This is a genomic window from Xanthomarina gelatinilytica, assembly GCF_000348685.1.
Lineage (GTDB): Bacteria > Bacteroidota > Bacteroidia > Flavobacteriales > Flavobacteriaceae > Xanthomarina > Xanthomarina gelatinilytica.
This window is the reverse complement of the sequence record NZ_ANLA01000009.1, coordinates 17,416-42,138: the sequence shown is the minus strand read 5'-3', so window position 1 is coordinate 42,138 and position 24,723 is coordinate 17,416. Positions and strand designations below refer to the sequence as shown.

Annotated in this window: 19 protein-coding genes; 18 read left to right on the top strand and 1 reads right to left on the bottom strand. The window is 34.2% G+C overall.

Annotation, left to right across the window (positions count from 1 at the left end; translation table 11 throughout):
• The first annotated feature begins 5 nt into the window (after window positions 1–5).
• The 13 genes from D778_RS06460 (at window position 6) to D778_RS06400 (ending at window position 19,564) form a co-directional block, all read left to right on the top strand.
• A complete protein-coding gene (locus D778_RS06460) occupies window positions 6–440 on the top strand; it encodes a hypothetical protein (RefSeq protein ID WP_007648889.1) in 435 nt (144 codons plus the stop codon).
• Window positions 441–446: 6 nt separating this feature from the next.
• Window positions 447–1,379 (top strand): T9SS type A sorting domain-containing protein, encoded by a 933-nt coding sequence (locus D778_RS06455; protein ID WP_007648888.1) that lies wholly within the window; start codon window positions 447–449, stop codon window positions 1,377–1,379.
• Window positions 1,376–2,377 carry a fibronectin type III domain-containing protein gene (locus D778_RS06450; protein WP_007648887.1) on the top strand — a complete coding sequence of 334 codons (1,002 nt, stop codon included), beginning with the start codon at window positions 1,376–1,378 and terminating at the stop codon, window positions 2,375–2,377. Before D778_RS06455 ends, D778_RS06450 begins: the two co-directional genes overlap by 4 nt.
• 111 nt (window positions 2,378–2,488) lie before the next feature.
• On the top strand, window positions 2,489–5,629 hold the full coding sequence (locus D778_RS06445; RefSeq protein WP_007648885.1) for a hypothetical protein: 3,141 nt from the start codon (window positions 2,489–2,491) through the stop codon (window positions 5,627–5,629).
• A gap of 40 nt (window positions 5,630–5,669) precedes the next feature.
• Complete coding sequence (locus D778_RS06440) at window positions 5,670–6,587, top strand: hypothetical protein (protein WP_007648883.1); 918 nt, start codon at window positions 5,670–5,672, stop codon at window positions 6,585–6,587.
• Window positions 6,588–6,748: 161 nt separating this feature from the next.
• Window positions 6,749–8,329, top strand: coding sequence for a type I restriction-modification system subunit M (locus tag D778_RS06435; protein WP_007648881.1), 1,581 nt, complete (start codon window positions 6,749–6,751; stop codon window positions 8,327–8,329).
• The gene (locus D778_RS14680; RefSeq protein WP_007648879.1) at window positions 8,313–9,572 is read left to right on the top strand and encodes a restriction endonuclease subunit S; all 1,260 of its coding nucleotides are present in this window, start codon (window positions 8,313–8,315) and stop codon (window positions 9,570–9,572) included. Before D778_RS06435 ends, D778_RS14680 begins: the two co-directional genes overlap by 17 nt.
• Window positions 9,569–11,953, top strand: a complete 2,385-nt coding sequence (locus tag D778_RS06425) for an AAA family ATPase (protein WP_007648876.1) — start codon at window positions 9,569–9,571, stop codon at window positions 11,951–11,953. The genes D778_RS14680 and D778_RS06425 overlap by 4 nt, the downstream gene beginning before the upstream one ends.
• Before the next feature lie 6 nt (window positions 11,954–11,959).
• Window positions 11,960–12,469, top strand: coding sequence for a hypothetical protein (locus tag D778_RS06420; protein ID WP_007648874.1), 510 nt, complete (start codon window positions 11,960–11,962; stop codon window positions 12,467–12,469).
• 3 nt (window positions 12,470–12,472) lie between these two features.
• Window positions 12,473–13,591, top strand: coding sequence for a PD-(D/E)XK nuclease family protein (locus D778_RS06415; protein ID WP_007648872.1), 1,119 nt, complete (start codon window positions 12,473–12,475; stop codon window positions 13,589–13,591).
• A 62-nt stretch (window positions 13,592–13,653) separates the two neighbouring features.
• Entirely contained in the window at window positions 13,654–14,967 is a 1,314-nt protein-coding gene (locus D778_RS06410) for an ATP-binding protein (protein ID WP_007648870.1), read from the top strand.
• Between the two features lie 203 nt (window positions 14,968–15,170).
• A complete protein-coding gene (locus tag D778_RS06405) occupies window positions 15,171–18,314 on the top strand; it encodes a type I restriction endonuclease subunit R (protein ID WP_007648867.1) in 3,144 nt (1,047 codons plus the stop codon).
• Between the two features lie 11 nt (window positions 18,315–18,325).
• The gene (locus tag D778_RS06400) at window positions 18,326–19,564 is read left to right on the top strand and encodes a Shedu immune nuclease family protein (protein WP_007648866.1); all 1,239 of its coding nucleotides are present in this window, start codon (window positions 18,326–18,328) and stop codon (window positions 19,562–19,564) included.
• A 35-nt stretch (window positions 19,565–19,599) separates the two neighbouring features.
• Here the strand turns inward: D778_RS06400 and D778_RS06395 are convergent, their stop codons facing one another.
• Complete coding sequence (locus tag D778_RS06395) at window positions 19,600–19,827, bottom strand: hypothetical protein (protein ID WP_007648864.1); 228 nt, start codon at window positions 19,825–19,827, stop codon at window positions 19,600–19,602.
• A gap of 728 nt (window positions 19,828–20,555) precedes the next feature.
• On the opposite strand from D778_RS06395, the gene D778_RS14775 reads away from it, so the two are divergent.
• From D778_RS14775 to D778_RS06375, 5 genes are all read left to right on the top strand, one after another.
• Entirely contained in the window at window positions 20,556–20,783 is a 228-nt protein-coding gene (locus tag D778_RS14775) for a hypothetical protein (RefSeq protein WP_238307600.1), read from the top strand.
• Between the two features lie 79 nt (window positions 20,784–20,862).
• The gene (locus D778_RS06385; protein WP_007648860.1) at window positions 20,863–22,089 is read left to right on the top strand and encodes a hypothetical protein; all 1,227 of its coding nucleotides are present in this window, start codon (window positions 20,863–20,865) and stop codon (window positions 22,087–22,089) included.
• A gap of 424 nt (window positions 22,090–22,513) precedes the next feature.
• On the top strand, window positions 22,514–23,323 hold the full coding sequence (locus D778_RS06380; protein WP_155949901.1) for a hypothetical protein: 810 nt from the start codon (window positions 22,514–22,516) through the stop codon (window positions 23,321–23,323).
• Window positions 23,324–23,778: 455 nt separating this feature from the next.
• Entirely contained in the window at window positions 23,779–23,970 is a 192-nt protein-coding gene (locus D778_RS14505; protein WP_155949900.1) for a hypothetical protein, read from the top strand.
• A 13-nt stretch (window positions 23,971–23,983) separates the two neighbouring features.
• The gene (locus tag D778_RS06375; protein WP_040491707.1) at window positions 23,984–24,349 is read left to right on the top strand and encodes a hypothetical protein; all 366 of its coding nucleotides are present in this window, start codon (window positions 23,984–23,986) and stop codon (window positions 24,347–24,349) included.
• The last annotated feature ends 374 nt before the right edge of the window (window positions 24,350–24,723 follow it).

The window sequence follows — 24,723 nt, the reverse complement described above, 5'->3', positions numbered from 1 at the left end:
CAATTATGATTTTTAAAAAGGAAAAATATATATTAATTGATGCTTTATATTTTAATGATATTAAGAACTATTTATCAAAAGAAAGGAATCAAATTAATTTAAATGAAATCAGAAAAAATGTTTTCCCTTATATGGATTCTCCTTTTGCAGAATATGTTGGTAGTTTTAAAGGTAAATGCATAAAACCAATACTAAAGGAAACAGAAAATTCAGTTAATGATTTAAAAACACTATCCTCAGATACTGGGGTAATCCTAATTATTAATGTTGATAAAATTTATGATGCAATAAAAAACTATAATTATGATGATTTAGTTGATGGTGTTTTAGATAATAAACCATCAAGATTCTTGAAAAATGGAATAAATATTTTAGATAAAAAATGTATTGTTTATAAAAATCAATTTTCTGGAGGAGGAACATTTAAATTAGTTAATTAGAAAAACATGAAAAACCTAATACACTTACTATTCCTATTACCAATCACCCTATTCGCCCAAAATTGGCATGAAGAACAACGCGCCTATGAGTACGACAACCTTAACCGTTTGGTAAAGGTTGTTTTTAATAATGGTATTGTTTACGAGTATCAATACGATAATTTGGGTAATCGTCTTGGTAAAACCATAGACGTAGAATTACCACAAAACAACTACAATATATCAACTGTTGGTTTAACTTGTATAAATAGCAGTGATGGCATCATCCACATAGAAGTGGATAGAAAAAACACCTATAACATAGAAATAGATAGTCCAGACAATAGTTTTAATGAAACCTTTCAGCTATCAACAACTAACGATTGGACATTAAATATTGATTACCTTGAAGGTGGCGAATACTTTGTATTTGTAACTATTGATGGCATTGATAACTCTATTTATAAAAAGACTTTCATCTTAAACCTCGATGAACCCGAACCATTAGAAGCTGTAAGTAGAATGGCAAACACCAATGGCCGTTTTACCGTTGAAATGACCAAAGGTACAGCACCTTTTACTATTAAATTAAATGATGAGGTAATTGGCACCACCAATGAATCTGAATTTACCTTTGATGCACTACATGGCGATGTGGTTGAAGTAACAACTGCAAAAGCTTGTGAAGGAATCTTTAGAGAAACCTTAAGTGTAGTCGATGCCATTACCTTATACCCAAACCCTACAAACGACAAGGTGTATTTCACTATTCCCACAATAGACGATGTAACGATTTTAGAAGTACAGTTATTTGATGTAAATGGTCGTTTGGTTGGCGAATTTGCACCAACAATATCCAATAATCAAATTGAAATTTCAATTCAACACTTACCAATAGGTGTATATCTCGCTACCTTCCCAAAGCTAGGCGAAACAACATTTAAAATTATTAAAGAATGAAAAAGGTAATTTATGTTTTTACGTGTTTAATAATAGTCGCTTGTGGAAGTGATGACGATGGTTCTGGTGGAACAACAAATAATAATATTCCACCAAGTCCACCAAGCTTGATTTCGCCTAACAATAATTCAACTATAGTTACCCAAGAGGTCGATGAGTTATTGTATTTTGAATGGACACAGGCAAGCGATCCAGATAACGATGTGGTTAATTATCAAATAACTTTCGATACGAATGCCAATTTTACTACATCGCATAGTGAGATGGCTCAAGGTATTTCTTTCTATCATTATCTAGAACCAAACCACACCTATTTTTGGAAGGTACGAGCACTAGATTCAAATAACAATTGGAGTAATTATAGCCAAACATGGTCGTTTTATATACAAGATGCATTAACACCTTTGCCACCTCAACTTATTTTTCCTTTACACGAAACCGAGTGCTCAAATGACAATATAACCTTTGAATGGGAAGCATCTACTGATGTATCAAATAGTAGTATTGAATACAAACTATACATTTCTCAATCCTCAAATTTTGATAGTAATGTCGATATCTATGAGACTACAAATACATTTTACAATGTTGGCTTACCTCAAAGTACAGCCTTATATTGGAAAGTTGAAGCCATTAATGCCATTGATAACAGTAGCTTTAGTGAAACCCGAAGTCTCTATACCCAAGGAGATGGTACCAACAATACTATTCCACAAATTGAATATTATTACCCTGAAGACGAAGCAACACTTTCAGACCAATCACCACTCTTACAATGGCAGGGAAGCGATAACGAAACAACAGCTGGTGATTTAAGTTACAAGGTCTATTTTTCTGAAGTAGGACAAGATTTAGTTTTAATTGAAGAAACTGCTAACATTTCAAGTTATGAAGTAACTGGGTTAAATACTGGAACCACATATCAATGGTCTATATGGGTTACAGATACCGATGGTGCAACTAATGTTGGGGAAGTTTTTACCTTTACCGTGAATTAAAATAATACACATATTTAAACATATTCATTTAAAAAACCCACATTTTCCTTTTAGTTTTTTATTGACTGTAAAGTGTTGCATTTTAGCGAGATAATCCTAAATCTTGTTAAGATGAAAAAAGTACTTCTTCTAATAATTCTAATTGTATTTATAGGCTGTAACAAAGATGATGATACGAACCCAGACAATAGTCCGCAATACAACGAATTAGGTTTACAAATAGACGTAAAACCAATCAATCAAGATACGCTAGTTGTGTACAGTCCAACAGCTATTGAAATAGTAAATCAAGTACCAACAACTAATGATTTTGGAACAGAATATACTATTAACGTAGAAGCTACCAATCCTGAAAAAATTAAAAAAGGGAATGTTATTGTAGATTATTCAAACGGAGGAAGACTTTGGATAATTAAAAATGCCCCTTCAAGTACAAGTGGTAGAACAAATGGTATTACTGCAATTTTAGGGTCTTTAGATACATTTTTCACTAATGCTATTGTCGAAGTAGCCACACCTACCAATAGAGCTAAAAATGCATCCTCAAATCCTGATAAATTAGAATCAGGAAAATTCAAATTATATAGTGGTACCGATCCATTAGTTACTGTTAATTTACCAAACATTTCTATTAATGAACAATCTGTTACCGACGGTGTAACGCTTTCTGTAAACAACAATACTGTATATGTAAACTTGACGAATGTTCAATTATATTCAAATAGTTCAAACACCTTTAATGTAACTATTCCTGAAGGCAGCTTACAAGTAAATAACGCTGTAGATATGCGTTATAAATATTTACCTTTAAGTACTGTTTTGGTTGGTGTTCCTGTAAATATTGGTAGTTTACAAGAATTTGATTCTTCTATTTACACAACAATAGACACAGATATAAAATTAGATATCGAAGCCACGACCAATGGTTCTGTTAATTTAATTGAACCTATTGATAAAGAACTAGGAAGCTATACTAAAATCATCCCTATCCCACCATATTTTGCTGCATCAATAAAGGTGACTTTAAAGGCTAGATTAACCGCTACAACTGAAGCTCAATTAAACATTACACCAGAAATTTCAACAAAAAATAATTTTGAAGCAAGAGCAAGTTATGATGGGCTATTTTCTATACCTACTTTTCAACCAGAGTATCAAAATGTAGAAACTAACCTAGCTAATTCAATAAATGGAGACTTTAATCTTAACCAACGTTTAGAAATTGTTCCAGAAGTAGAGGTTTATGCTTTTGGATTATTAGGTCCAAAAGGGGAACTGATTGCTTATGAAGAATTGAATGTAAATGCATCCATTCAAAACGCACCTATAACTTGGGATACCGAAATAGATTTAGGAGTAGATTATAATACAAGTCTAGATGTATCTATTTTTCATATAGATGAATTATCAACTTCAATAGCAAGTGCGTCAGGAAATATTTTCAATTATGATTTATTCACTTCACCTGAAACCGCTCAAGTTACTGTAGGCAATAACCAAACAGGGCAGGTTAATTCAGTTTTGTCATCGCCTATTGAAATTGAGGTAAAAAATAGTGCAGGAGAAACCGTTGCTGGCGTGCCAGTGTTTTTTGAAACTACAGATGGTAGTTTTAGTTCAGATTACATAATCACTGATGCAGGTGGTGTTGCAGTAAATACTTGGACACTTAGCAATACTACTGGTGTACAAAATGCTACAGCCTATGTAAAAGATGGAAATGGAAATATTATTCAAGCAACTGAAATCAACTTATCTGCTACAGCTGAAAGCACAACTACTGTTAATCCTGCCCACACACCAAACCCAACAAACGGAGCAACAGATATTACTTTAAACGGTAATTTATCATTTACAGAAGGTGCTAACACACCAACAGATGCCACGTTTAAAGTGTATTTTGACACCAACACAAACCCTACAACAGTTTATAACCTTGATGCTAATACAAACACCTTAAACTACGCAAACCTACAAGAGGGAACACAGTATTATTGGTATATAGAAACAATAAGCAGCACTAATACTGTTTTAGCAACATCACCTATATGGAGCTTTACCACACTAACAAATACTGCAAATACACAGCCTGTAACAAACCCTACACCAAATGATGGTGCAACTAATTTAACCTTAGATGGAAACCTTTCTTTTACAGCAGGCGCAAATACACCAACTGATGCGACGTATAGACTGTATTTTGACACCAATACAAATCCTACAACACAATTTGATTTAGGTAGCCAAACCACTTACGGCTATTCTAATTTACAAGAAAACACAACCTATTATTGGTATGTAGAAACTATTAGTAACACCAATACTGTTTTAGCAACATCACCTATTTGGAGTTTTACTACAGATGAAGGACAGGTGGATGGTGGTACATTTGTTGGAAATGTTGTTTTACAAACTCAAGTTCAAGTTGATAATTTTGGTTCAAATAATTATTCAAAAATTGAAGGTAATTTATTAATTTATAATGGTTACAACTCTATTACTAATATTGATGCACTTATAAACCTTACAGAGGTCACAGGAAATATTCGTCTATCACATAATTTTCAATTATCTGATTTAAATGGCTTTTCAAACCTAACAATAATTGGAGGGAGTTTAGAAATATCATATTGTCAACTTTTATATGATATTGACGGGCTATCAAACTTAACAACTATTGGAAATGGTCTAAGCTTAAATGATTTCCCTTTGAATAATTTAAATATGTTTTCAAATGTCATTAGTTTCAATGGGAGTTTGTTAATTGAGTATACAGGAATTACAAGTTTAGATGGATTAGAAAATCTTATTAATGTTAATGATCTATCTTTAGCAGGAAACTCATTGGAAAACATTGATGCTTTATCTAATTTACAGATTATAAATGGCGGATTGAGAATAATGTATACAATGAATCTTGAAAACATTAATGCTCTAAGTAATGTTACTTCTTTAAATGGAGACTTAATCTTATACCAGAACTTAAACCTTGAAAATGTAAGTGGTTTATCAAATATCCAGGCCATAAATGGAAATGTTTCTATTCAAAATAGTCGGTTTGTTGATTTAAACTGGATATCCAATGTAGACCTATTAGATGGTAACTTTTCTTCTTCATACAGTGATATTGCAGATTATTGTGGGCTAACAAATCTATTTATAAATGGTAATTTTACAGGAAGTTTTAGTATAAGTAATAACGCCTACAACCCAACACAACAAGACATCATAGACGGTAACTGTAGTCAATAATTAATTTCCAAAAAACTAAAAAACTGGTAAAATAGTATTTATGAAACTAAATGCTATTTTACCTTTTTTAATTCCAGTACTCATTGCTGGTGGACTTATTGGCTACAATGAAATGAATGATAATGTGCTACTTGAAATGCTAAAAAACAATAGTACTCAAATTCAAAATATTGACCAAAATCAAGTTGCAGAAATAGAACAGATTGAACAACCAAATATAATCCAAGAAACAGAAAACACCTCAAACACCAACATTGAAAATAATGCTAAAACAGTAACCCTAGAAAACACAGACGTTGCTTTGGTTACAGAAACCCAAGTTACATTAACTAATAATAACCACGACATTAAAGTAAATGACATTGTGGTTGCTGGCGTTTTAGACAATGCGCCACTTGGATTTTTAAGAAAAGTAACCAACATCTCACAAGATAACGGTAAATACCTTCTTCAAACCGAAAAAGCCTCATTAAGTGACGCCTATGCCAATGAAATAGCAAATCCAGTTCAAGAACCTGACACTACAAACAGTAACAACAGTTATACATTTCAGCCTTCAGATGCAGAAGATTCTCAAAATCAAGATTCAGAATTTATCACAGAACTTATAGAAAGTGAAGCTACTATTGCTCAAAAAAGCTATAACTGTGGTTCTAAAGGATGTTTTGAAACTGCATTTAAAAACTGTACCTCTGCAATTGGTATTGACGAGATATTAAAACCATACTCTCAAAAAACCCAATACGAAATTGTTGGTATGGGAGAAAAAGGTTGCAAGGTCAAAACCACTTTCGAAGTATCATTTTTCCCTGATTGGGAAGGTAAATCAATTACTTGTGAGTTAGACAACTCACTATCTATTACTGAAGCAGCTGGTTTAATTTATCAACCTAATGGTTCAAGTAATTTAAACTGTCAAGGAGAGTTGCTTCCTGAACTTAAAAAATATGGATATTAAAACTCCAGCAGGTTTGCTGGAGTTTTTTATTTTCCTACATTTATATCGAATAAATAATTCTCTCCCAAGAACGTATTTAATAGCAAAATCTAGTCAGTTGGTTAACCCTTATCATCTGACAAAACCTTTATATTTGGTAAACTAAAAGTATCAACCTATTTATGGCAAAAAAAACAACAACCAAAAAACAAAAATCTATCGAGGAAACCCTTTGGGATTCAGCAAATAAGCTTCGTGGAACTGTAGAATCTTCAGAATACAAACACGTTGTATTGAGTTTAATCTTTCTCAAGTTCGCAAGTGATAAATTTGAAGAACGCAGAAAAGAACTCATCCAAGAGGGAAAAGAAAAATATCTTGAAATGAAGGAGTTCTACAATATGAAGAACGTCTTCTTTTTACCTGAAGCATCTCGTTGGAGTTATCTTATAGAACATGCCAAGCAAGATGATATTGCCTTAAAAATAGACACAGCTTTACACACCGTAGAAAAAAATAACCCAGCACTAAAAGGTGCATTGCCAGATAACTATTTCTCTCGCCTTAATATGGATGTGAGCAAATTATCTGCACTACTCGATACCATCAACAATATAGATACGCTTAAAGATAAAGAGCAAGACATTGTTGGGCGAGTCTACGAATACTTTTTAAGCAAGTTTGCACTAGCCGAAGGAAAAGGAAAGGGAGAATTCTACACACCAAAAAGTATTGTAAACCTCATTGCAGAAATGATAGAGCCATACAAGGGAATCATTTATGATCCTGCTTGTGGTTCTGGTGGTATGTTTGTGCAGTCCATCAAGTTTATAGAGAGTCATCATGGTGACAAAAAAGAAGTCTCTATTTACGGACAAGAATACACGGCAACCACATATAAACTAGCAAAAATGAACCTCGCTATTCGTGGTATTGCGGCCAATTTAGGTGATGTTCCTGCCGATACCTTTGCCAAAGACCAGCATAAAGATTTAAAAGCCGACTTTATCATGGCTAATCCACCATTTAACCAAAAAGATTGGAGAGCTGATAATGAGCTGTTAGACGACCCACGTTGGAAAGGTTATGATGTGCCACCTAAAAGCAACGCTAATTATGGGTGGATTTTAAACATGGTGTCTAAACTGTCTCAAAACGGTGTGGCTGGATTTATCTTGGCAAACGGTGCGCTTTCTGGAGGTGGTGAAGAGTATAAAATTCGTAAAAAACTTATTGAAAATAACTTGGTAGAAGCCATTGTTATTTTGCCTAGAAATATGTTTTATACCACAGATATTTCTGTGACACTTTGGATTTTAAATAACAATAAAAAGGAACGTAGTGTAAAGCTTCCTGATACCACTCGTAATTACAGGAATAGGGAAAATGAAATCCTATTTATGGACTTACGTCAAATAGGAGAACCTTTTGAGAAAAAATACACCCAATTTTCTAATACTCATATAGAAGATATTGCAAAAACCTATCACAACTGGCAATGTCATTCTGAGCTTGTCGAAGAATCTTATCAAAACATCCCTGAATACTGTTATTCTGCAAAAATAGAAGAAGTAAAAGCTAAAGATTATTCTTTAGTACCTAGTAAATACATTGAGTTTGTAAACCGAGATGAGAACATCACTTTTGAGGATAAGATGAAGTCATTGCAAACTGAAATGACCGATTTACTGAAACAAGAAGAAGCATCAAAAAATGATTTATTACAAGTTTTTAAAAAGTTAGGCTATGACATCAAATTATAAAAAACTTGGACAATATATACAGCCAATAAATATCCGAAATAGAGATTTGGAAGATTTGCCATTAATGGGTTTAAGTATTAATAAGGTTTTTATTCCTTCAATAGCCAATACTATTGGAACCAATATGGCAAATTATAAAATCATTAAAAGAAATCAGTTTGCTTATGGACCAGTAACCTCTAGAAATGGTGATAAAATAACCATTGCTTTGTTTGAAGACTATGATAAAGCTTTAATCTCTCAAGCGTATATACCTTTTGAAGTTATTGATGAAAACATATTAAACCCTGAATACCTAATGATGTGGTTTAGACGACCAGAGTTTGACCGCTATGCACGTTTCAAGTCTCATGGATCTGCGAGAGAAACATTTGATTGGGAAGAGATGTGTGAAGTAGAATTACCAGTCCCAAGCATAAAAAAACAATTAGAAATCGTAAAAGAATACAATACAGTAGTAAACCGTATAAAACTCATCGAACAACTCAACCAAAAACTAGAAGACACCGCACAAGCACTATACAAACATTGGTTTGTAGATTTTGAGTTCCCTAATGCAGAAGGCAAACCTTATAAATCTAGTGGTGGTGAAATGGTTTACAATGAAGAGTTGGATAAGGAGATTCCTGTTGGGTGGGAAGTAACAGATTTAGGAAGTTTGTTAAAAGATAAAGGCTATATAAGAGGTCCTTTTGGTTCTGCATTGAAAAAAGATGATATGGTTTCATCAGGTGTTCCTGTCTATGAGCAACAGCATGCTATATATAACCATAGGAATTTTAGATATTTTATTTCTAATGAAAAACACAGAACTTTACAAAGATTTAGCGTACAACCTAATGATTTAATAATAAGTTGTTCTGGGACACTTGGAAAAATAACTTTAATAAAAGATACTGACCCAATTGGAGTAATAAATCAGGCTCTGTTAATTTTAAGAACAGATGAACAAAAGTTCTCACCAATCTTGTTATATTATTTCTTAACATCTTCATTAGGGAATCATTTATTGATAGAGACTGCTGGTGGTAGTGCTCAAGTCAACATTGCAAAAAGAGAGGTAATCCAATCAATTCCTTTCATACTGGCACCAACTAAATTATTAAATAAAGCTAAAAATTATCTAACCAGATGCTTTGAAGAACAAGAATTGAATTTGAGAGAATCCATTTCTTTAAATAATTTAAAAGATTTACTTCTCTCAAAAATGACCAAGGTTGAGGTTGAAAAAGAAATAATATGATTACAAAATTTAAAAACATAAAAAATCTAGCGGTTTTTAAGAATTTTGATTGGGATAATACCCTTCGTAATCAAAGAAATGAAGTTATACTCTTTAAAAGAGTCAACATATTTTATGGTCGTAATTATTCTGGAAAAACAACACTTTCTAGAATAGTTAGAGCATTAGAGACGGGTTCAATTTCTGATAAATACGAAAACCCTGAATGTTCTATTTGTATTACCGATAATGCTGATGTAACTCAACTAGATTTTACAAATCACGATAAAGTTATTCGTGTTTTTAACGAAGATTTTATTGATGACAATCTCAAGTTTATAGTAAACCCAGACGAAAATATTGAGCCATTTGCCATTTTAGGTGAAGGTAATAATGAAATCGAAGAAGAAATAGAGCAACTAAAAACAAAGCTAGGCTCTAATGAGGAGGATAGTGAAACAGGTTTATATCAAGATTTAAAATCCTTAACTGCCATTTACAATGTAGCTAAAAAATCCCATTCTGACGCTCAAAATAGTCTCGACAGTCAATTAAGCAGTAAAGCAACAGGACAACCAAATGGTATTAAGTACCAATCAATATATGGAGAAGTTAATTATGATATCAGAAGACTTAAAACAGATATTTTAGCTGTTAAGGAAGTGACATATACACCACTTACGAACGAAGAAAAATTAGAAGCTGAAACTATTTTAAGAGAGCAAGCTAAAGATGAAATTCTCGTTTTAGAAGATTTAACTCTTACATTTTCTGATTTAAGTACTAAAACAAAAGATATAGTAACTCGTGAAATTGGGCAGTCTAATAAAATTCAATCACTATTAAAAGATGCTGTCTTAAATAGATGGGTAAAAGAAGGAAGACAGCTTCATAAAAATAAATTAAATACTTGTGCATTTTGTGACAATCCAATATCCGAAAATAGATGGAGTGAACTAGAGAAGCATTTTGATGAAGAATCAGATCAATTAGAAAAAGATATTAACTCATTATTGACTGAAATCAGAAATGAAAAAACACAATCAACGAACTATCAAGTATTTACTAAAGATAAAGTTTATTCAAAATTTCATAATGAGTTAGAATCACTATCTCGAACTTTTAATAATGAAGTAAAAAATTATTCTAATTCTTTAAAGCTTCTTGAAGAACAACTGGAAAAAAGAAAAAAAGATATACTCAACGCACAACTATATACTGATGTTGTAGATTATACTGAAGAAGTAGTTCAGGCAAAAGACAAACTAGAGGGGTTAAGAACAAATTCTAATGAATATACTGACAAACTAAACAGTGACCAATCAGAAGCAAGAGGAAATTTAAGGTTAAAAGAAGTCTATGATTTTATTAATGATATTAAACATGATGATTTAAAGACCAATATTGAAACCTTAAAGACCAAAGAGGAAGAAGAAAAATCTAAGAGGGATTTAAAGCAAAAGGAAATTGATGAAATCATTTCTCAAATATCTTCTAAACAAAAAGAATTAAAAGATGAGAGTAAGGGAGCAGAAAAAGTAAATGAGTATTTAAGTAATCATTTTGGTCACAACTTTTTAACCTTAAACGCAATTGAAGTTGAAGATGAGGAAACGGGTAATAAAAATCATCGTTTTGAAATTCATAGAGAAGGCAAAAGAGCTTATCATTTAAGCGAGGGTGAAAAAAGTTTAATAGCTTTTTGCTATTACGTAGCAAAGCTCGAAGATATAGATACTAAAGCAAAAAATCCAATTATTTGGATTGATGACCCGATATCTAGTTTAGACAACAATCATATCTTTTTTATTTACTCAATCATTAAATCTCAAATTTACAACAATAGAGATTTTGAGCAAATATTCGTTTCAACGCACAATTTAAATTTCTTAAAGTATTTAAAACGTCTTCCAAGTGTAAGTGATAAACAAAATGATAGAGTTCGTCATTTTCTAATTGAAAGGATAGAAAATAGTTCTTCAATAAAGGAAATGCCAAATTACATTAAGAATAATATTACGGAATTCAACCATCTATTTAAACAAATAATTGAATGCTCTAGTATAGAAAGCGTAACTGATGATAACTATACTGTTTTTTATAATTTCGGTAATAATGCAAGGAAATTTCTAGAAATATTTTTGTTTTACAAATATCCAGATTCATCAAATGATCTCGATAAAATGAAAAAATTCTTTGGAAATGAAGAAATTCCAGCAATCCTAACAGATAGGATAAATAATGAATATTCACATTTAGCGGGTGTATTTGAAAGAGGACAACAACCTGTTGAAGTCCCAGAAATGAAGAATACTGCAAAATTGATAATCGATAAAATTAAAGAACATGACGAAGAACAATTTAATGCTCTTACAAGAAGTATTGGCTATCAAAATCAATAATTTAAAATGAATAAACAAGACTTCCTCATAGAAGAAATTTGGCTACTCACTTTTGGTGGGGCATTTCAGCATAGCGGTATTTATAAAGCAAATACTAAAGAGAAAGAGCGCACTTATTTTAGAAATATGCTTAAAGGCTATATAGAGCAAATAATTCTAAAAAAATATAAACAGCCTGTTTCAGATGAGGAACATCTAAAAAACATTTTGAGTGTTTCCAACTACACAAAATCGTTCAATAATATACTCAAAGCACCCATTAATATTGGTGTTAGCCAAAAACTGCTTAATCTAGCTTTAAAATACTATTGGTGTTTAGGGCTGTTACCAGAGCCACCTCATTGCCCTGTGGATAGAATCATTCAACAAAAACTATACAAGCAACCTAAAGTTAACTGGACACAGCTGGATAGTGTGGATATGTATATGCAAATAATTAATGACGTAAAAGTTTTGGCAAAGCAAAACAACTTGAGTTTGGCACAGTGGGAACTAGAAAACTTTGATAGACGATAAATTATGGATTTGATACAGCTTCAAAGTTTTCTCAATCAAAACGAAATCCCAATAGCAAAACAAAACTTTGGGTTTTTAGAGATTATAAAAAAAGCACATAACGAAACTATTAACAGCGCTATTTATGCACACTTTTTATCCTCTGATGATCCGACCATAAAACAGGCGTTTCTATCTGCATTACTGGCGATTATTGAAATCAAAACTGATAAGAAATTGCATTTTCACAACCCTTATGCATCTACTGAATTACCTACAGATGAAGGACGTATTGATATTGTAATCAAAGATTTAATAGAACCTTCAACAATTATAATAGAAAACAAACTATACCATTGGTTGCACAACAACCTAAAAGAGTATTGGACGTTTTTTAAAATAAACGATTGCAATAAGGCTGGCGTGTTGTTAACTCTGGAACCTCATGGAATTCAAGAAGAGGTTAAAGAGCACTTTATAAATATTACCCATTGGGAATGGGTTAAGAACATTAAAGACCGATTGGATTTTGATGAAGTAAAGGATGAAACCAACATCATTTATTTAAATGATTTTTTTAACACTATAGAAAGACTGTCAACCACTTATAAAATGAACACATCAGCAAAATTCTTTTTCGAACATGCAGCTCAGGTAAATAAGGCAAACCATACCTTAATCGAAGGGCATAAATTCATGTTAGATCAATACCGTTTAATCGCATCTATACTTGGGCTTGAAACCTATGGTAGCGATATTAATTGGGTAAACATTTGGGATGAGAGCAATATTTTGGACACCTACCTCACAATAACTACTCATGATATAATATCAGGAAATGGGTACAGGTATCGAATAATTCTGGAACTGAATAGAAACGATCGGGACAAAGTGGATGCAATAACAGCGCAGTTTAAAGACCATCCTAAATTTAAAGACAAGGATAGAGGGCAATCAAAAGACACCTATATTCATTTTTTAGTTAAAGAATATGAGATAACACCTGAGGAATTGAATGTTTTTGCTGACCATGTGGTCAAAAATATTGTAAAGGACTTTGGAGAGATTTTTATTGAAATCATTAAGTGCATCCATCCAGAGAAAAATATTGAAAATTGGAAACAAAATTTTCTGAAATCATAATCTCGATGTATTGTCCATTTTTACTAAACTAGAGTTATTTTTATATAAGAAAAAAGAGTAGCATGGCAGAAGCCCAAAACATAGAATACAAACAAAGTTGGCATGACGATTACCTTAAATGGGTCTGTGGTTTTGCCAATGCCATAGGTGGTAAGATATACATAGGTAAAGATGATGATGGCACTATTGTAGGTGTAGATAATGTTAAAAATTTAATGGAATCTATCCCTCAAAAAATTCAAAACCATTTGGGTATAGTCTGTGACATTAATACTATAAGTGAAGGCAATAAAACCTGTATAGAAATTATTGTGCATCCGTATGCGGTTCCTGTATCTTTAAGAGGTCGCTATTATTATCGTACAGGAAGCACCAAAATAGAACTCACAGGCAATAACCTAAACGACTTTTTACTTCGTAAAGCAGGGAAAACATGGGATGATGTAATTGAAGAAGCTGCAACTATAGACGATATTGAAGACTTAAGTATTAAGCGTTTTATTAGCGATGCCGAAACCAGTGGCAGAATGCCTGCAAGTCATGACTTGAGCAATCAAGAACTGTTGGAAAAACTACGCTTGTATCAAGATGGAAAAGTAAAGCGTGGTGCCTTGATATTGTTTGGTAAAGACCCCAATAAGTTTTACCCCAATGTTGCTGTTCAAATAGGAAAGTTTGGAAACGATGATGCCGATCTTCAATTTCAGGAACAAATAGAAGGGAATATTACTTGGTTGCTGGTTGAAGTGCCAAGAATGTTAAATAATAAATTCCTAACTAAAAAAATAAGTTTTGAAGGGTTGCAACGCATTGAAAAAGGCGAATATCCTGTTGCTGCAATAAGAGAAATGTTGCTCAATGCGATGGTGCATAGAACCTATATGGGAGCTAAAATACAGATTCGGGTTTATGACAATAAAATATCCATTTGGAATGAAGGAACACTTCCTGAAGGTCTGGATGAAGAAAGTTTAAAAAAACACCATGTATCAAAACCTAGAAATCCACTTATTGCAGATGTTTGTTTTAAAGCAGGCTATATAGATTCTTGGGGGCGTGGTACACTTAAAATAATCAATTCATGTAAGGAGGCCGAACTTCCTGAACCTGAAATTAAGGAATTTAATGGTGGTGTACTAGTGACTTTGTATAAAGATACGTTATCCGAAGAGCAATTAAAGAAACTTGGTTTATCTGAAAGACAAATTAAAGCAGTATTGTATGTGAAAGAGAATGGGAAGATAACCAATAAGGAATATCTAGAGTTAAATGATGTGTCTAGAATTACAGCAACTAGAGATTTACAGGATTTAGTAGAAAAAAGCGTTTTGAAATCCTCTAGCATAAAAGGAGCAGGTTCATACTATGAAATTTGAATTGCACCATAATTGCTTCAATTGCATCATAATTGGTTCATAATAGAATCATAATGGGTTCAACAAAATGAATCATTTTAGTATTTAGGCAGGAAATGGCGAATATATAGCAGGAAAATAATGATTGAAATTATGAGTTGGGACAATTGCGCCATGATTGGGACATAATTGCGCCAAAAAATATTAAAAGCAAAAAGAGTAAAATGAAATTCACAGAATACCAATTAGAAAAAGCTTTTATAGAGCTACTAAAAACAGAAGAAATTCCTCATGTTAACGGTGGCACTATCTCTCGTGATTTTCAAGAAGTCATTTTTGAAGAGGACTTAAAAACATACTTACTTTCTCAATATAAAAATGAAAAACTTACACCAAGCGAAGCAGACCAAATCATAAAACGGTTAAAAGCCTATTCTGCTTCAGATCTATACGAAAGCAACAAGTCTATCATGAAATTGGTGGCTGACGGGTTTTCTTTCAAACGTGAAGATAGAAGTCAAAAAGATATTTGGGTTTATCTTATAGATTATTCAGTAACCAATAATAATACTTACAAGTTTGTCAACCAGTTAGAAATAATTGGTTACGAAAAGCGAATCCCTGATGGCATTTTATACATCAATGGCTTACCATTGGTAGTTTTTGAGTTTAAAAGTGCCATTAGAGAAGAAACAACAATTCATGATGCTTATGTACAATTAACCACTCGTTACAAACGAGATATTCCAGAACTATTTAAATACAATGCCTTTTGTATCATAAGCGATGGAGTTAATACCAAAGCAGGGTCATTTTTTGCGCCTTATGAGTTCTTTTATGCATGGCGAAGAGTATCTGGACTCAATAAAGATGTAGATGGTATTGATGCCATGTACACACTTGTTCACGGTATGTTTAACCATGAGGATTTGCGTAATATTATTCGCAATTTCATATATGTGCCTGACAGCTCTAAAAAGGATGAAAAAATAGTATGTCGCTACCCTCAATATTATGCGGCTACCAAGCTATATCAAAATATAAAAGAACACCAAAAACCACTTGGTGATGGTAAAGGTGGTACTTACTTTGGTGCAACAGGTTGTGGTAAAAGTTTTACTATGTTGTTTTTAACACGCTTGTTAATGAAGAGCGTACATTTTAGTAGTCCTACAATCGTTCTAATTACAGATAGAACCGATTTAGATGACCAACTATCAGGGCAATTTACCAATGCTAAAGGTTATATAGGTGATAATAATATCATAAGTGTTGAAAGTAGAGACCATTTGCGTAAATTATTACAAGGCAGACAAAGTGGAGGTGTGTTTTTAACGACTATTCATAAGTTTACAGAAGACACTGAACTGCTTACTGACAGAACCAATGTGATTTGTATTTCAGATGAAGCCCACCGAAGCCAAACCAACCTAGACCAGAAAATAACTGTGACCAAAGAAGGTGTTACCAAGTCTTATGGTTTTGCTAAATACTTACACGACTCTTTACCTAACGCTACCTATGTAGGATTTACAGGAACACCAATTGATGCAACTTTAGATGTATTTGGTGAAATTGTAGATGCTTACACCATGACAGAATCGGTTAAAGATGAGATTACGGTTCGCATTGTTTATGAAGGTAGAGCCGCAAAAGTCTTACTGCAAAACGAGAAACTAAAAGAAATAGAATCTTATTATGACCAATGTGCAGAAGATGGCGCTAACGAATATCAAATAGAAGAAAGTAAAAAGACGACTGCAAAAATGAATGTCATCATTGGCGATCCTGACCGTATAAAAGCAGTAGCCCAAGATTTTGTAAATCATTATGAAAACAGGGTTAATGAAGGCGCAACGGTAAAAGGAAAAGCGATGTTCGTAGCAAGTAGCCGACAAATTGCTTACAACCTATACCAAGAAGTAATTGCATTACGACCAGAATGGGCTGAAATAAAAACCCACGAAGAGGGAAGTGAACTTACAGATAAAGAGAAAAAGGAAATCAAACCGATGGAACGTATTAAAATGATAATGACCAGAGGTAAAGACGACCCTAAAGAACTTTACTATATGTTAGGCACAAAAGAGTATCGAAAAGAATTAGATAGACAGTTTAAAAATGCAAAATCTAACTTTAAAATCGCCATTGTTGTTGATATGTGGCTTACAGGTTTTGATGTACCATTTTTAGATACGATATATATAGATAAACCGATACAACGTCATAATCTCATTCAAACCATTTCTCGTGTTAACAGGAAATATGCTGGAAAGAATAAAGGACTTGTTGTCGATTACATCGGTATTAAAAAACAGATGAATTTAGCACTAGCCGAATTTGGAAAGATAGATGGCCAGAATATCGAAGAGATTGAAAAATCAATTACCGTAGTAAAAGACCATTTAGATTTATTGCATAAAATTTTCTATAAGTTTAATTCAGAACCTTATTTCAAAGGTACTACCCTAGAACAGCTTCAAACATTAAACAAAGCAGCAGAGTTCGTTCAAATAACCCAAGAATTAGAACGACGATTTATGGATTTGGTAAAACGCTTGAAAGCGGCTTATGATATTTGTGCAGGAAGCACTGAAGCTTTTACAGAAGAAGAACGAGATTATATCCATTTCTATTTAGCGGTTCGTTCTATAGTCTTTAAACTCACTAAAGGAAATGCACCTGATACCGCTCAAATGAATGCAAGAGTACGTGAAATGATTAAAGATGCGTTGCAAAGCGATGGTGTTGAGGAAATTTTTAAACTAGGTGAAGACAGTCAAAAAGAAGTAGACATTTTTGATGACGATTATTTGGCTAAAATTGAAAAAATAAAACTGCCAAATACTAAAATTAAATTGCTACAGCAACTGCTAGCAAAAGCTATTGGAGAGCTTAAAAAAGTTAATAAGGTAAAAGGAATTGACTTCTCTAAGAAAATGCAAGTTTTAGTTGAGAAATATAATGAAAGAAAGGAGAGCGATGTTCTTAGAAGTGAGGTTTTAGAAGAATTTACAGATGAAATTATAGACCTCTTCTATGAGCTAAAAAAAGAAAAAGATTCATTTAAAGACCTAGGAATTGATTTTGAGGAAAAAGCTTTTTATGACATTTTAAAAACATTAGCTCATAAATACGATTTTGAATATCCTGAAGATAAATTGGTTCACCTTGCAAAAGCAGTAAAAACTGTGGTTGATGATAAGGCAAAATATGCCGACTGGAGTAAACGTGCAGACCTAAAAGCTGAACTTAAAGTAGATTTAATCATTTTATTAGCCGAAAATGATTACCCACCAGTTGATCGTGATGAGGTCTATAAAGAAATCTTTGAACAGGCTGAAAATTTTAAGAAGTATAATAAATGATTTAAACGCTGATGTTAGAAATAAGAAAAAAATCTAAATACCTTCAACTCATATATGCTTATAGTGATTCAGGATTCAGCAATGATGATTGGGTTATTAATGAACTCAAAAAGTATAATTATGTTGGTATTGCACATAGGATTTTTAATCTTATTCCTGAATACTTGGCTAAAAAATCAAGATATAACTTAAGCACTCAAGAGTTTATTCTAGAGATTCCTGATGTTGTTTTTAATATTGCGGAACTAAAAACAATTCAAGAAGGGAAAATAAAAGATGAGTATTTTGAAATATATCCTAATGTACTGGTAAGAGACCGTAGAATCCTTCTTCACAAAGACATTGAACCAGATATAAGTCTATTCATTGCTGAAACAAATATTTCTATATTCAAACAAATCGCAGAGCTTGTTGATGGTGATATTATAATTGGTGGTAAAATCAATAACAGCATTCCTCTTGAAGAGTTCTATGGATTAATTGAAAACTTTCCTACCTCCTACGAGAAAAAACTATATGCACAAGCTCGAATATCATCTGTATTAAAAAACTATTTTGAAAAGGTAAAAGATTCAGAAAAAATATATGTAAAATATCGTAACAAAAAACCATCAAATAAAGGCATCAATCTTAAAAAAATATTTGAAGATTACGAGGTTAATAAGTATCAAACTATCTATGACAAGTTATTATCAATGCTCGAAGATGAAGAGAATTATAATGAGACCACTTGGCAATTAGAAATCGTTGATATTCTTCTTTTACTCTATCCTAAATATATTGCAGTTTTCAGGGAAGTACCTGTGAATGCTGATGATTTGACAACTAAATCACTGGACTATCTTTTTGTGGATGCTAACGGACATGTAGACGTAGTTGAAATTAAGCAACCTTTTGACCATGCTATTATGACTAAAGGAAAGTATCGCGACAACTACATTCCACTACGTGAACTTTCAGGAACCGTTATGCAGATTGAAAAATATATTTACTATCTCAATAGATGGGGAAAACGAGGTGAGAATTTCCTTATTAATAAGTATAAAGATGAGCTTCCAAAAGGGTTTAAAATTCACATAACTAATCCTAAAGGGTTTATAATCATGGGAAGAGAAAATAATTTAACCAACGAACAAAAACATGACTTTGAAGTGGTAAAGCGTAAATACAAAAACGTAATCGACATTCTATCCTATGATGACCTGTTAAATAGATTGAAGTTAACCATTAAACAAATAAAACTTCGATAAAAGTATATGATCCAACTAACCAAAACAGACTTTATTCAATATCTCAATTGCCCAGAATCCCTTTGGCTTTTGAAAAACAAACCTGAAGACTTTCCGAAAGGTGAGTTTTCTTTGTTTTTATAAGAATCGTAAAGCCATAGAATAGCATTAGGATTATTCTGATAGTCAATAGAAGGCGCAAAAACAGTTCCATAAGCTTCAAGTATGTTGCGTTTTTTTGGTTTTAAACTACCATTTAATCCGTGTAAGTATAATATGTTCATTGTTTTGTAATGTCTTTAAAATATTCATAAATCATAACCATGGCCAAGGTGTCTAATTCACAATAGCGTAAAAGGCCTTGATTGATTGCTTTACTAAAACCAACAACGTATCCTCTAAGGTTTTCATCTCTTTGGTTAACTGTCTTAAACTACGTTTTAAAGACCTAACAACTATTTTGCTTGGATTGCCCAAAACAGCCGCACCATGATAATTCTTTTTTCTCTCTAATAAAGATCATTCGGATTGACAATGGAACGATCTTTTTTATATGCGATTGACTTCGTTTTACAGCCAATTCCGCCAATTATAACCAGATTACAAATAGATATTCTGAAATTTAAAAACACTTTCTCAGGGAAAACCCTTAGATTGAATTTCCGTGATTGCCCCGATAAAAGCTTTTGGGCAGCAGCCTAACTTTGCTCCCATAAACTTTAAATAACATAAGAAATATGAATTTAAAATTAACATTTTGTGGAACTCTATTAAGCCTTGGGGTTGCATTTTCTACCCAAGCACAGGAAGAAACCCTATAGGTTTATTTCTCGCCTACGGAACTGAAATAGAAAATATCGGTATTGGTACGAAGGCAGAATTTCCAATTATGGAAAACCTGACCATCTCACCTTCATTGATCTACTATTTACCCAAAGAAGAATATTGTGTTAAAGTAAATTAGTTTGAGGTGAACGCCAATATCAATTACTATTTAGTCAATTAAAACAATATGAGCGTGTATGCTTTGAACGGATTGAATTACAGTAGCGTGAAAGTTTCTTTTGATGAGGCGTTTCTCGGCAGCTATTCCAGTTCAGACGGACGCTTTGGACTCAACCTCGGTAGTAGGATAAACTTTAACCACGGCGGAAATACCACCACTTTTGTCGAGCTTAAATATGTTATTATAGACGGAGGGCAACTGGTAGCAGGAGCAAGAGTAAAGTTTAATTTATAATAATAGTTAGAAAACCAGAAGTGGGTTAACAAGTAAACGTAACCCTAAAAACAAAAAATGTAATATAAAATAATCAAATATGAAAATTTTTAAACAAACACACAGATTAGCGACCTTTGCAGTTGCTTCATTAATGCTGTTTTCTTGTAGCAGTGATGACGACGGACTTGAACCAGATGATCCAACAGTAATTAATCCACCAATTGTTTTGGACTGTAGCTATTTTGGCGAAAATCCTAACGTTCATTTGACTGATGATCCCAATGCCCCGGTAGATTATATTGTCAACTGCGACCCCATGACCAGCGGAGATTTTATAATAGATGCCGGAGTGGTAATAGCGTTTGAAAGCGATGCCGGACTACGCTTAGGAAAATATGCAGACGGTAAAATACAGATGAACGGTACTGCCGACAAACCGATTATCCTGACCGGAACGCAAAAGGACAAAGGCTCGTGGAGAGGTATTCAGATTTCCAGCGACAACCCTGCGAACCGAATGGACTATGTAACCGTGGAATATGCCGGACAAACCGGTCGCAACGGCTGGGCGCTGCAAGGTTCTCTTATAGGTACCTATGGTGCGGTATTGGAGATGAACCATTGTACGGTTCAGCACGGACACCTCATTGGATTTCACTGGTATAATAATTCAAAATCGTTAACACTTTCCAACAGTACCTTTACTGGTAATGACACACCGATTGAAACCTCTGTAAACCACATCAACTCTATCGACGGAACCAGTACCTACACAGGCAACGTAAACAATTATATAAAATTAACGAGCCACGATGTTTATCAAGATGTAACCTTTCATAAAACCGATGTTCCTTTTCTTTCCACAGGCTTCAAGCCCGATAATGGAGCCAAACGTAGGTTTACATTTGAACCGGGTGTTACGATTCTGATGGAAGCGGGCAGCCAAATCAGATTCCAAAACGCCTTTCATTATAATCACGAAATAATTATGGTGGGAACAGCGGAAGATCCCATTACGATTAAAGGGAAAGAAGACGTTCCTGGATATTGGACAGGCATTCAAATAGACTATACCACCAATCCGCTGAACGAAATCGGGTTTTTGGATATTGCAAACGCAGGGGCAACAAACGGATATCCCAATGGTGCTATTCTATTAGGAAGTTGGGATATCTTTTTGAATATGCACGATGTAAATTTTATTGATTGCTTCGAGTATGCGGTAAGTATTGAACGCCCGAACGATATCAATTTTAGTTATAACAACTTGAATCTCGTCAATACGCCAAAAATGTTTTCAGACTGGAGTGGAGGTGAAATATAACAAACTTAATACCGCAAAAGCACAGCCTCTTATAAATAACAATCAACAGGCGGGAGCGGTGCTTGTATAGTAACCTCCCGTTTTTTACTGATTTTAGAAAATGGTAATTTATAATTCCAACAAAAAAATGTAACACTTAAAAAAAAATAAGATGATAAATTATTTAAAACAAAACAGATTCTACGCTATACTGCTATGCAGTATATTGGTGATTTTTTCCTGCTCTAAGAGTGATGATACGCCTACACCGGATGATGACATCCCCCCATCAGAGCCCACCTCCGATGTTTATGTAGCAGGGAATGAGTACAATAGCAGTTCCGGAATAGGTACTGCCGTACTCTGGAAAAATGGCACTGCCCAAAGCCTGACCGATGGATCAACTGATTCCAGAGCCTTTTCTGTAGCAGCCTCCGGCACCGATGTGTATGTAGCTGGATACGAAGAAAATAGTGCTGGAACAGCTGTTGCCAAACTTTGGAAAAACGGTGCTGTCCAAAACCTGACCGATGGATCAACTCCTAGCTATGCCCGTTCGGTAGTGGTCTCCGGCACCGATGTGTATGTAGCAGGATTTCAAATGAATAATTCCCGAACACGCTATATTGCCAAACTTTGGAAAAACGGTGTCGCCCAAGACCTATCCGATGGTACTAACTCTGCTGATGCCTATTCGGTAGTGGTTTCCGGTGCAGATGTGTATGTAGTGGGAGTTGAATCGAATAGCTCCGGAACGGTTGCCAAGCTTTGGAAAAACGGTGTCGGCCAAGACCTATCCGATGGTACTAACAATGTCTATGTCTATTCGGTAGCGGTATCCGGAACCGATGTGTATGTAGCAGGATATGAAACGAATAGCTCCGGAAACCCTGTCCTCACACTTTGGAAAAACGGAATGGCCCAAACCCTCTCCAGTGGTGAAGACTCTGGCTATCCCCCTACTGTTTCGGTAGTGGTCTCCGGTACCGATGTGTATGTAGCGGGGTATGAAATGAATAGTGCCGGAACACGAGTTGCCACACTTTGGAAAAACAGTTTTGCCCAAACGCTCTCCGGATCCCGTGCCAGTTCGGTAGCGGTCTCTGGTACTGACGAGTATGTAGCCGGAGTTAAAATAAATAACTCAGGAACAGAGATGGTCGCCAGACTTTGGAAAAACGGTGAAGCTCAAGATTTGCCCAGTGGCTCTAACTTTGCCGAAGCCACTTCGGTAGCAGTGGTACAGGCAGAATAATAAAACTTAAAAAATCTAATGATGAAAACACAGTTTATACGATACAGAAGATACGCGGGGCAACTGATTCTAAGCATTTTAACCTTTAGTTACTCAAAAGATAATGATGGTGGTGCGCCCCTAATCGAACCCGTTTATGATGTATATATAGCCGGTTATGAATATAATAATGATTCATGCTTCATTGCCAAATATAGGAAAACGGAACTGCTATGCCCCTGAACAATGCAAGCCAAGATGCCTATGCAAGATCTAAAGTCATAAATAATGGCGATGTGTATGTAGCGGGAGAGGAATATAACGGCACTAATTACGTTGCCCCCTATTTGAAAACGGCATACCCGTTGTTCTTGAAGAAGCGTATGAATCAATTGCGCTATCCATCTTGGTGACCCGCTCACTGGGGGGGGATAAATAATAATAAAAAACATGCACTATAAAAAAACAACCCTATCATGAAAAAGATACTATATCTTTTAATCGGTGCTGGAATCCTGTTGGCGTGTTCCGGTATAAACAAGACCGCTTCGGAGTCTGAGGTTGTCAGCCAATGCCTGCAAAATTTTGATTACCAATACCAAAAGTTGCTCACCAAGGCTGGTGACTTTGTGCTAAATGAGGTAGGTTTTAAGGTTAGGGAACAATAAATAAGCAGTAACCATGGAAACACAAATTTCTACATACATCAAATACGCAGGAATGTTATTGTGCAGCGCACTCCTGTTTTTTGCGTGCTGCAAAGAGAAAGAACCGAGAAATGAACCCGACCCAACAGAAAAACCAGAATTCCTGCTTACCGCATCGGCTAGGGAAATCGATAAAGACGACACCGTGACTTTTGACGTCAAAGCCGAAGGCAAAGTGATGGATGCCGATATCTATATCGGCAAAACCAAGATAAGCGGAACAAGCCACACCTTTGAAGAAGCAGGCACCTATAAGGTGATAGCCAAAAAAGAGGGCTATAGCGATAGCGAGATAATGAAGATGGTAAAGCGATTGCTTTGTACTGGAAAAACGGCGTAGCGGTAGATCTAACGGATGGAACCACAGATGGGGCATAATTTCTATATACGTATTAAACGGAGAAGTGTACGCTGTTGGATATCAATCTACTGGAAGCGGTTCGATTGCCAAATACTGGAAAAACGGCGCATTAGTCCCTCTCGAGGAAGCATTCAGGGCAAATTCTATATATTTAGATCATTAGTTTGAAGGGGATTAAAAAAAGTAAGCGTAGAGGTCTCCTAAAACAGGTCTGAGGCGTGGTCAAAGTCTGTGGATGGGGATTTGAATCCCTGTTCAGACAATTGAAAATTAAAGATTCTCCCCTAACTCCTCTGCCAGCTGGCGAAGGGGGATAAAAACTAGCAAAAAAACGTGGGTTCTGCTATAAAATA

Bases quoted from the DNA above. Each gene is read 5' to 3' on its own strand.
- D778_RS06460 (WP_007648889.1), top strand. From the start codon at position 6: ATGATTTTTAAAAAGGAAAAATATATATTAATTGATGCTTTATATTTT.
- D778_RS06455 (WP_007648888.1), top strand. From the start codon at position 447: ATGAAAAACCTAATACACTTACTATTCCTATTACCAATCACCCTATTC.
- D778_RS06450 (WP_007648887.1), top strand. From the start codon at position 1,376: ATGAAAAAGGTAATTTATGTTTTTACGTGTTTAATAATAGTCGCTTGT.
- D778_RS06445 (WP_007648885.1), top strand. From the start codon at position 2,489: ATGAAAAAAGTACTTCTTCTAATAATTCTAATTGTATTTATAGGCTGT.
- D778_RS06440 (WP_007648883.1), top strand. From the start codon at position 5,670: ATGAAACTAAATGCTATTTTACCTTTTTTAATTCCAGTACTCATTGCT.
- D778_RS06435 (WP_007648881.1), top strand. From the start codon at position 6,749: ATGGCAAAAAAAACAACAACCAAAAAACAAAAATCTATCGAGGAAACC.
- D778_RS14680 (WP_007648879.1), top strand. From the start codon at position 8,313: ATGACATCAAATTATAAAAAACTTGGACAATATATACAGCCAATAAAT.
- D778_RS06425 (WP_007648876.1), top strand. From the start codon at position 9,569: ATGATTACAAAATTTAAAAACATAAAAAATCTAGCGGTTTTTAAGAAT.
- D778_RS06420 (WP_007648874.1), top strand. From the start codon at position 11,960: ATGAATAAACAAGACTTCCTCATAGAAGAAATTTGGCTACTCACTTTT.
- D778_RS06415 (WP_007648872.1), top strand. From the start codon at position 12,473: ATGGATTTGATACAGCTTCAAAGTTTTCTCAATCAAAACGAAATCCCA.
- D778_RS06410 (WP_007648870.1), top strand. From the start codon at position 13,654: ATGGCAGAAGCCCAAAACATAGAATACAAACAAAGTTGGCATGACGAT.
- D778_RS06405 (WP_007648867.1), top strand. From the start codon at position 15,171: ATGAAATTCACAGAATACCAATTAGAAAAAGCTTTTATAGAGCTACTA.
- D778_RS06400 (WP_007648866.1), top strand. From the start codon at position 18,326: ATGTTAGAAATAAGAAAAAAATCTAAATACCTTCAACTCATATATGCT.
- D778_RS06395 (WP_007648864.1), bottom strand. From the start codon at position 19,827: ATGAACATATTATACTTACACGGATTAAATGGTAGTTTAAAACCAAAA.
- D778_RS14775 (WP_238307600.1), top strand. From the start codon at position 20,556: ATGAGCGTGTATGCTTTGAACGGATTGAATTACAGTAGCGTGAAAGTT.
- D778_RS06385 (WP_007648860.1), top strand. From the start codon at position 20,863: ATGAAAATTTTTAAACAAACACACAGATTAGCGACCTTTGCAGTTGCT.
- D778_RS14505 (WP_155949900.1), top strand. From the start codon at position 23,779: ATGAAAAAGATACTATATCTTTTAATCGGTGCTGGAATCCTGTTGGCG.
- D778_RS06375 (WP_040491707.1), top strand. From the start codon at position 23,984: ATGGAAACACAAATTTCTACATACATCAAATACGCAGGAATGTTATTG.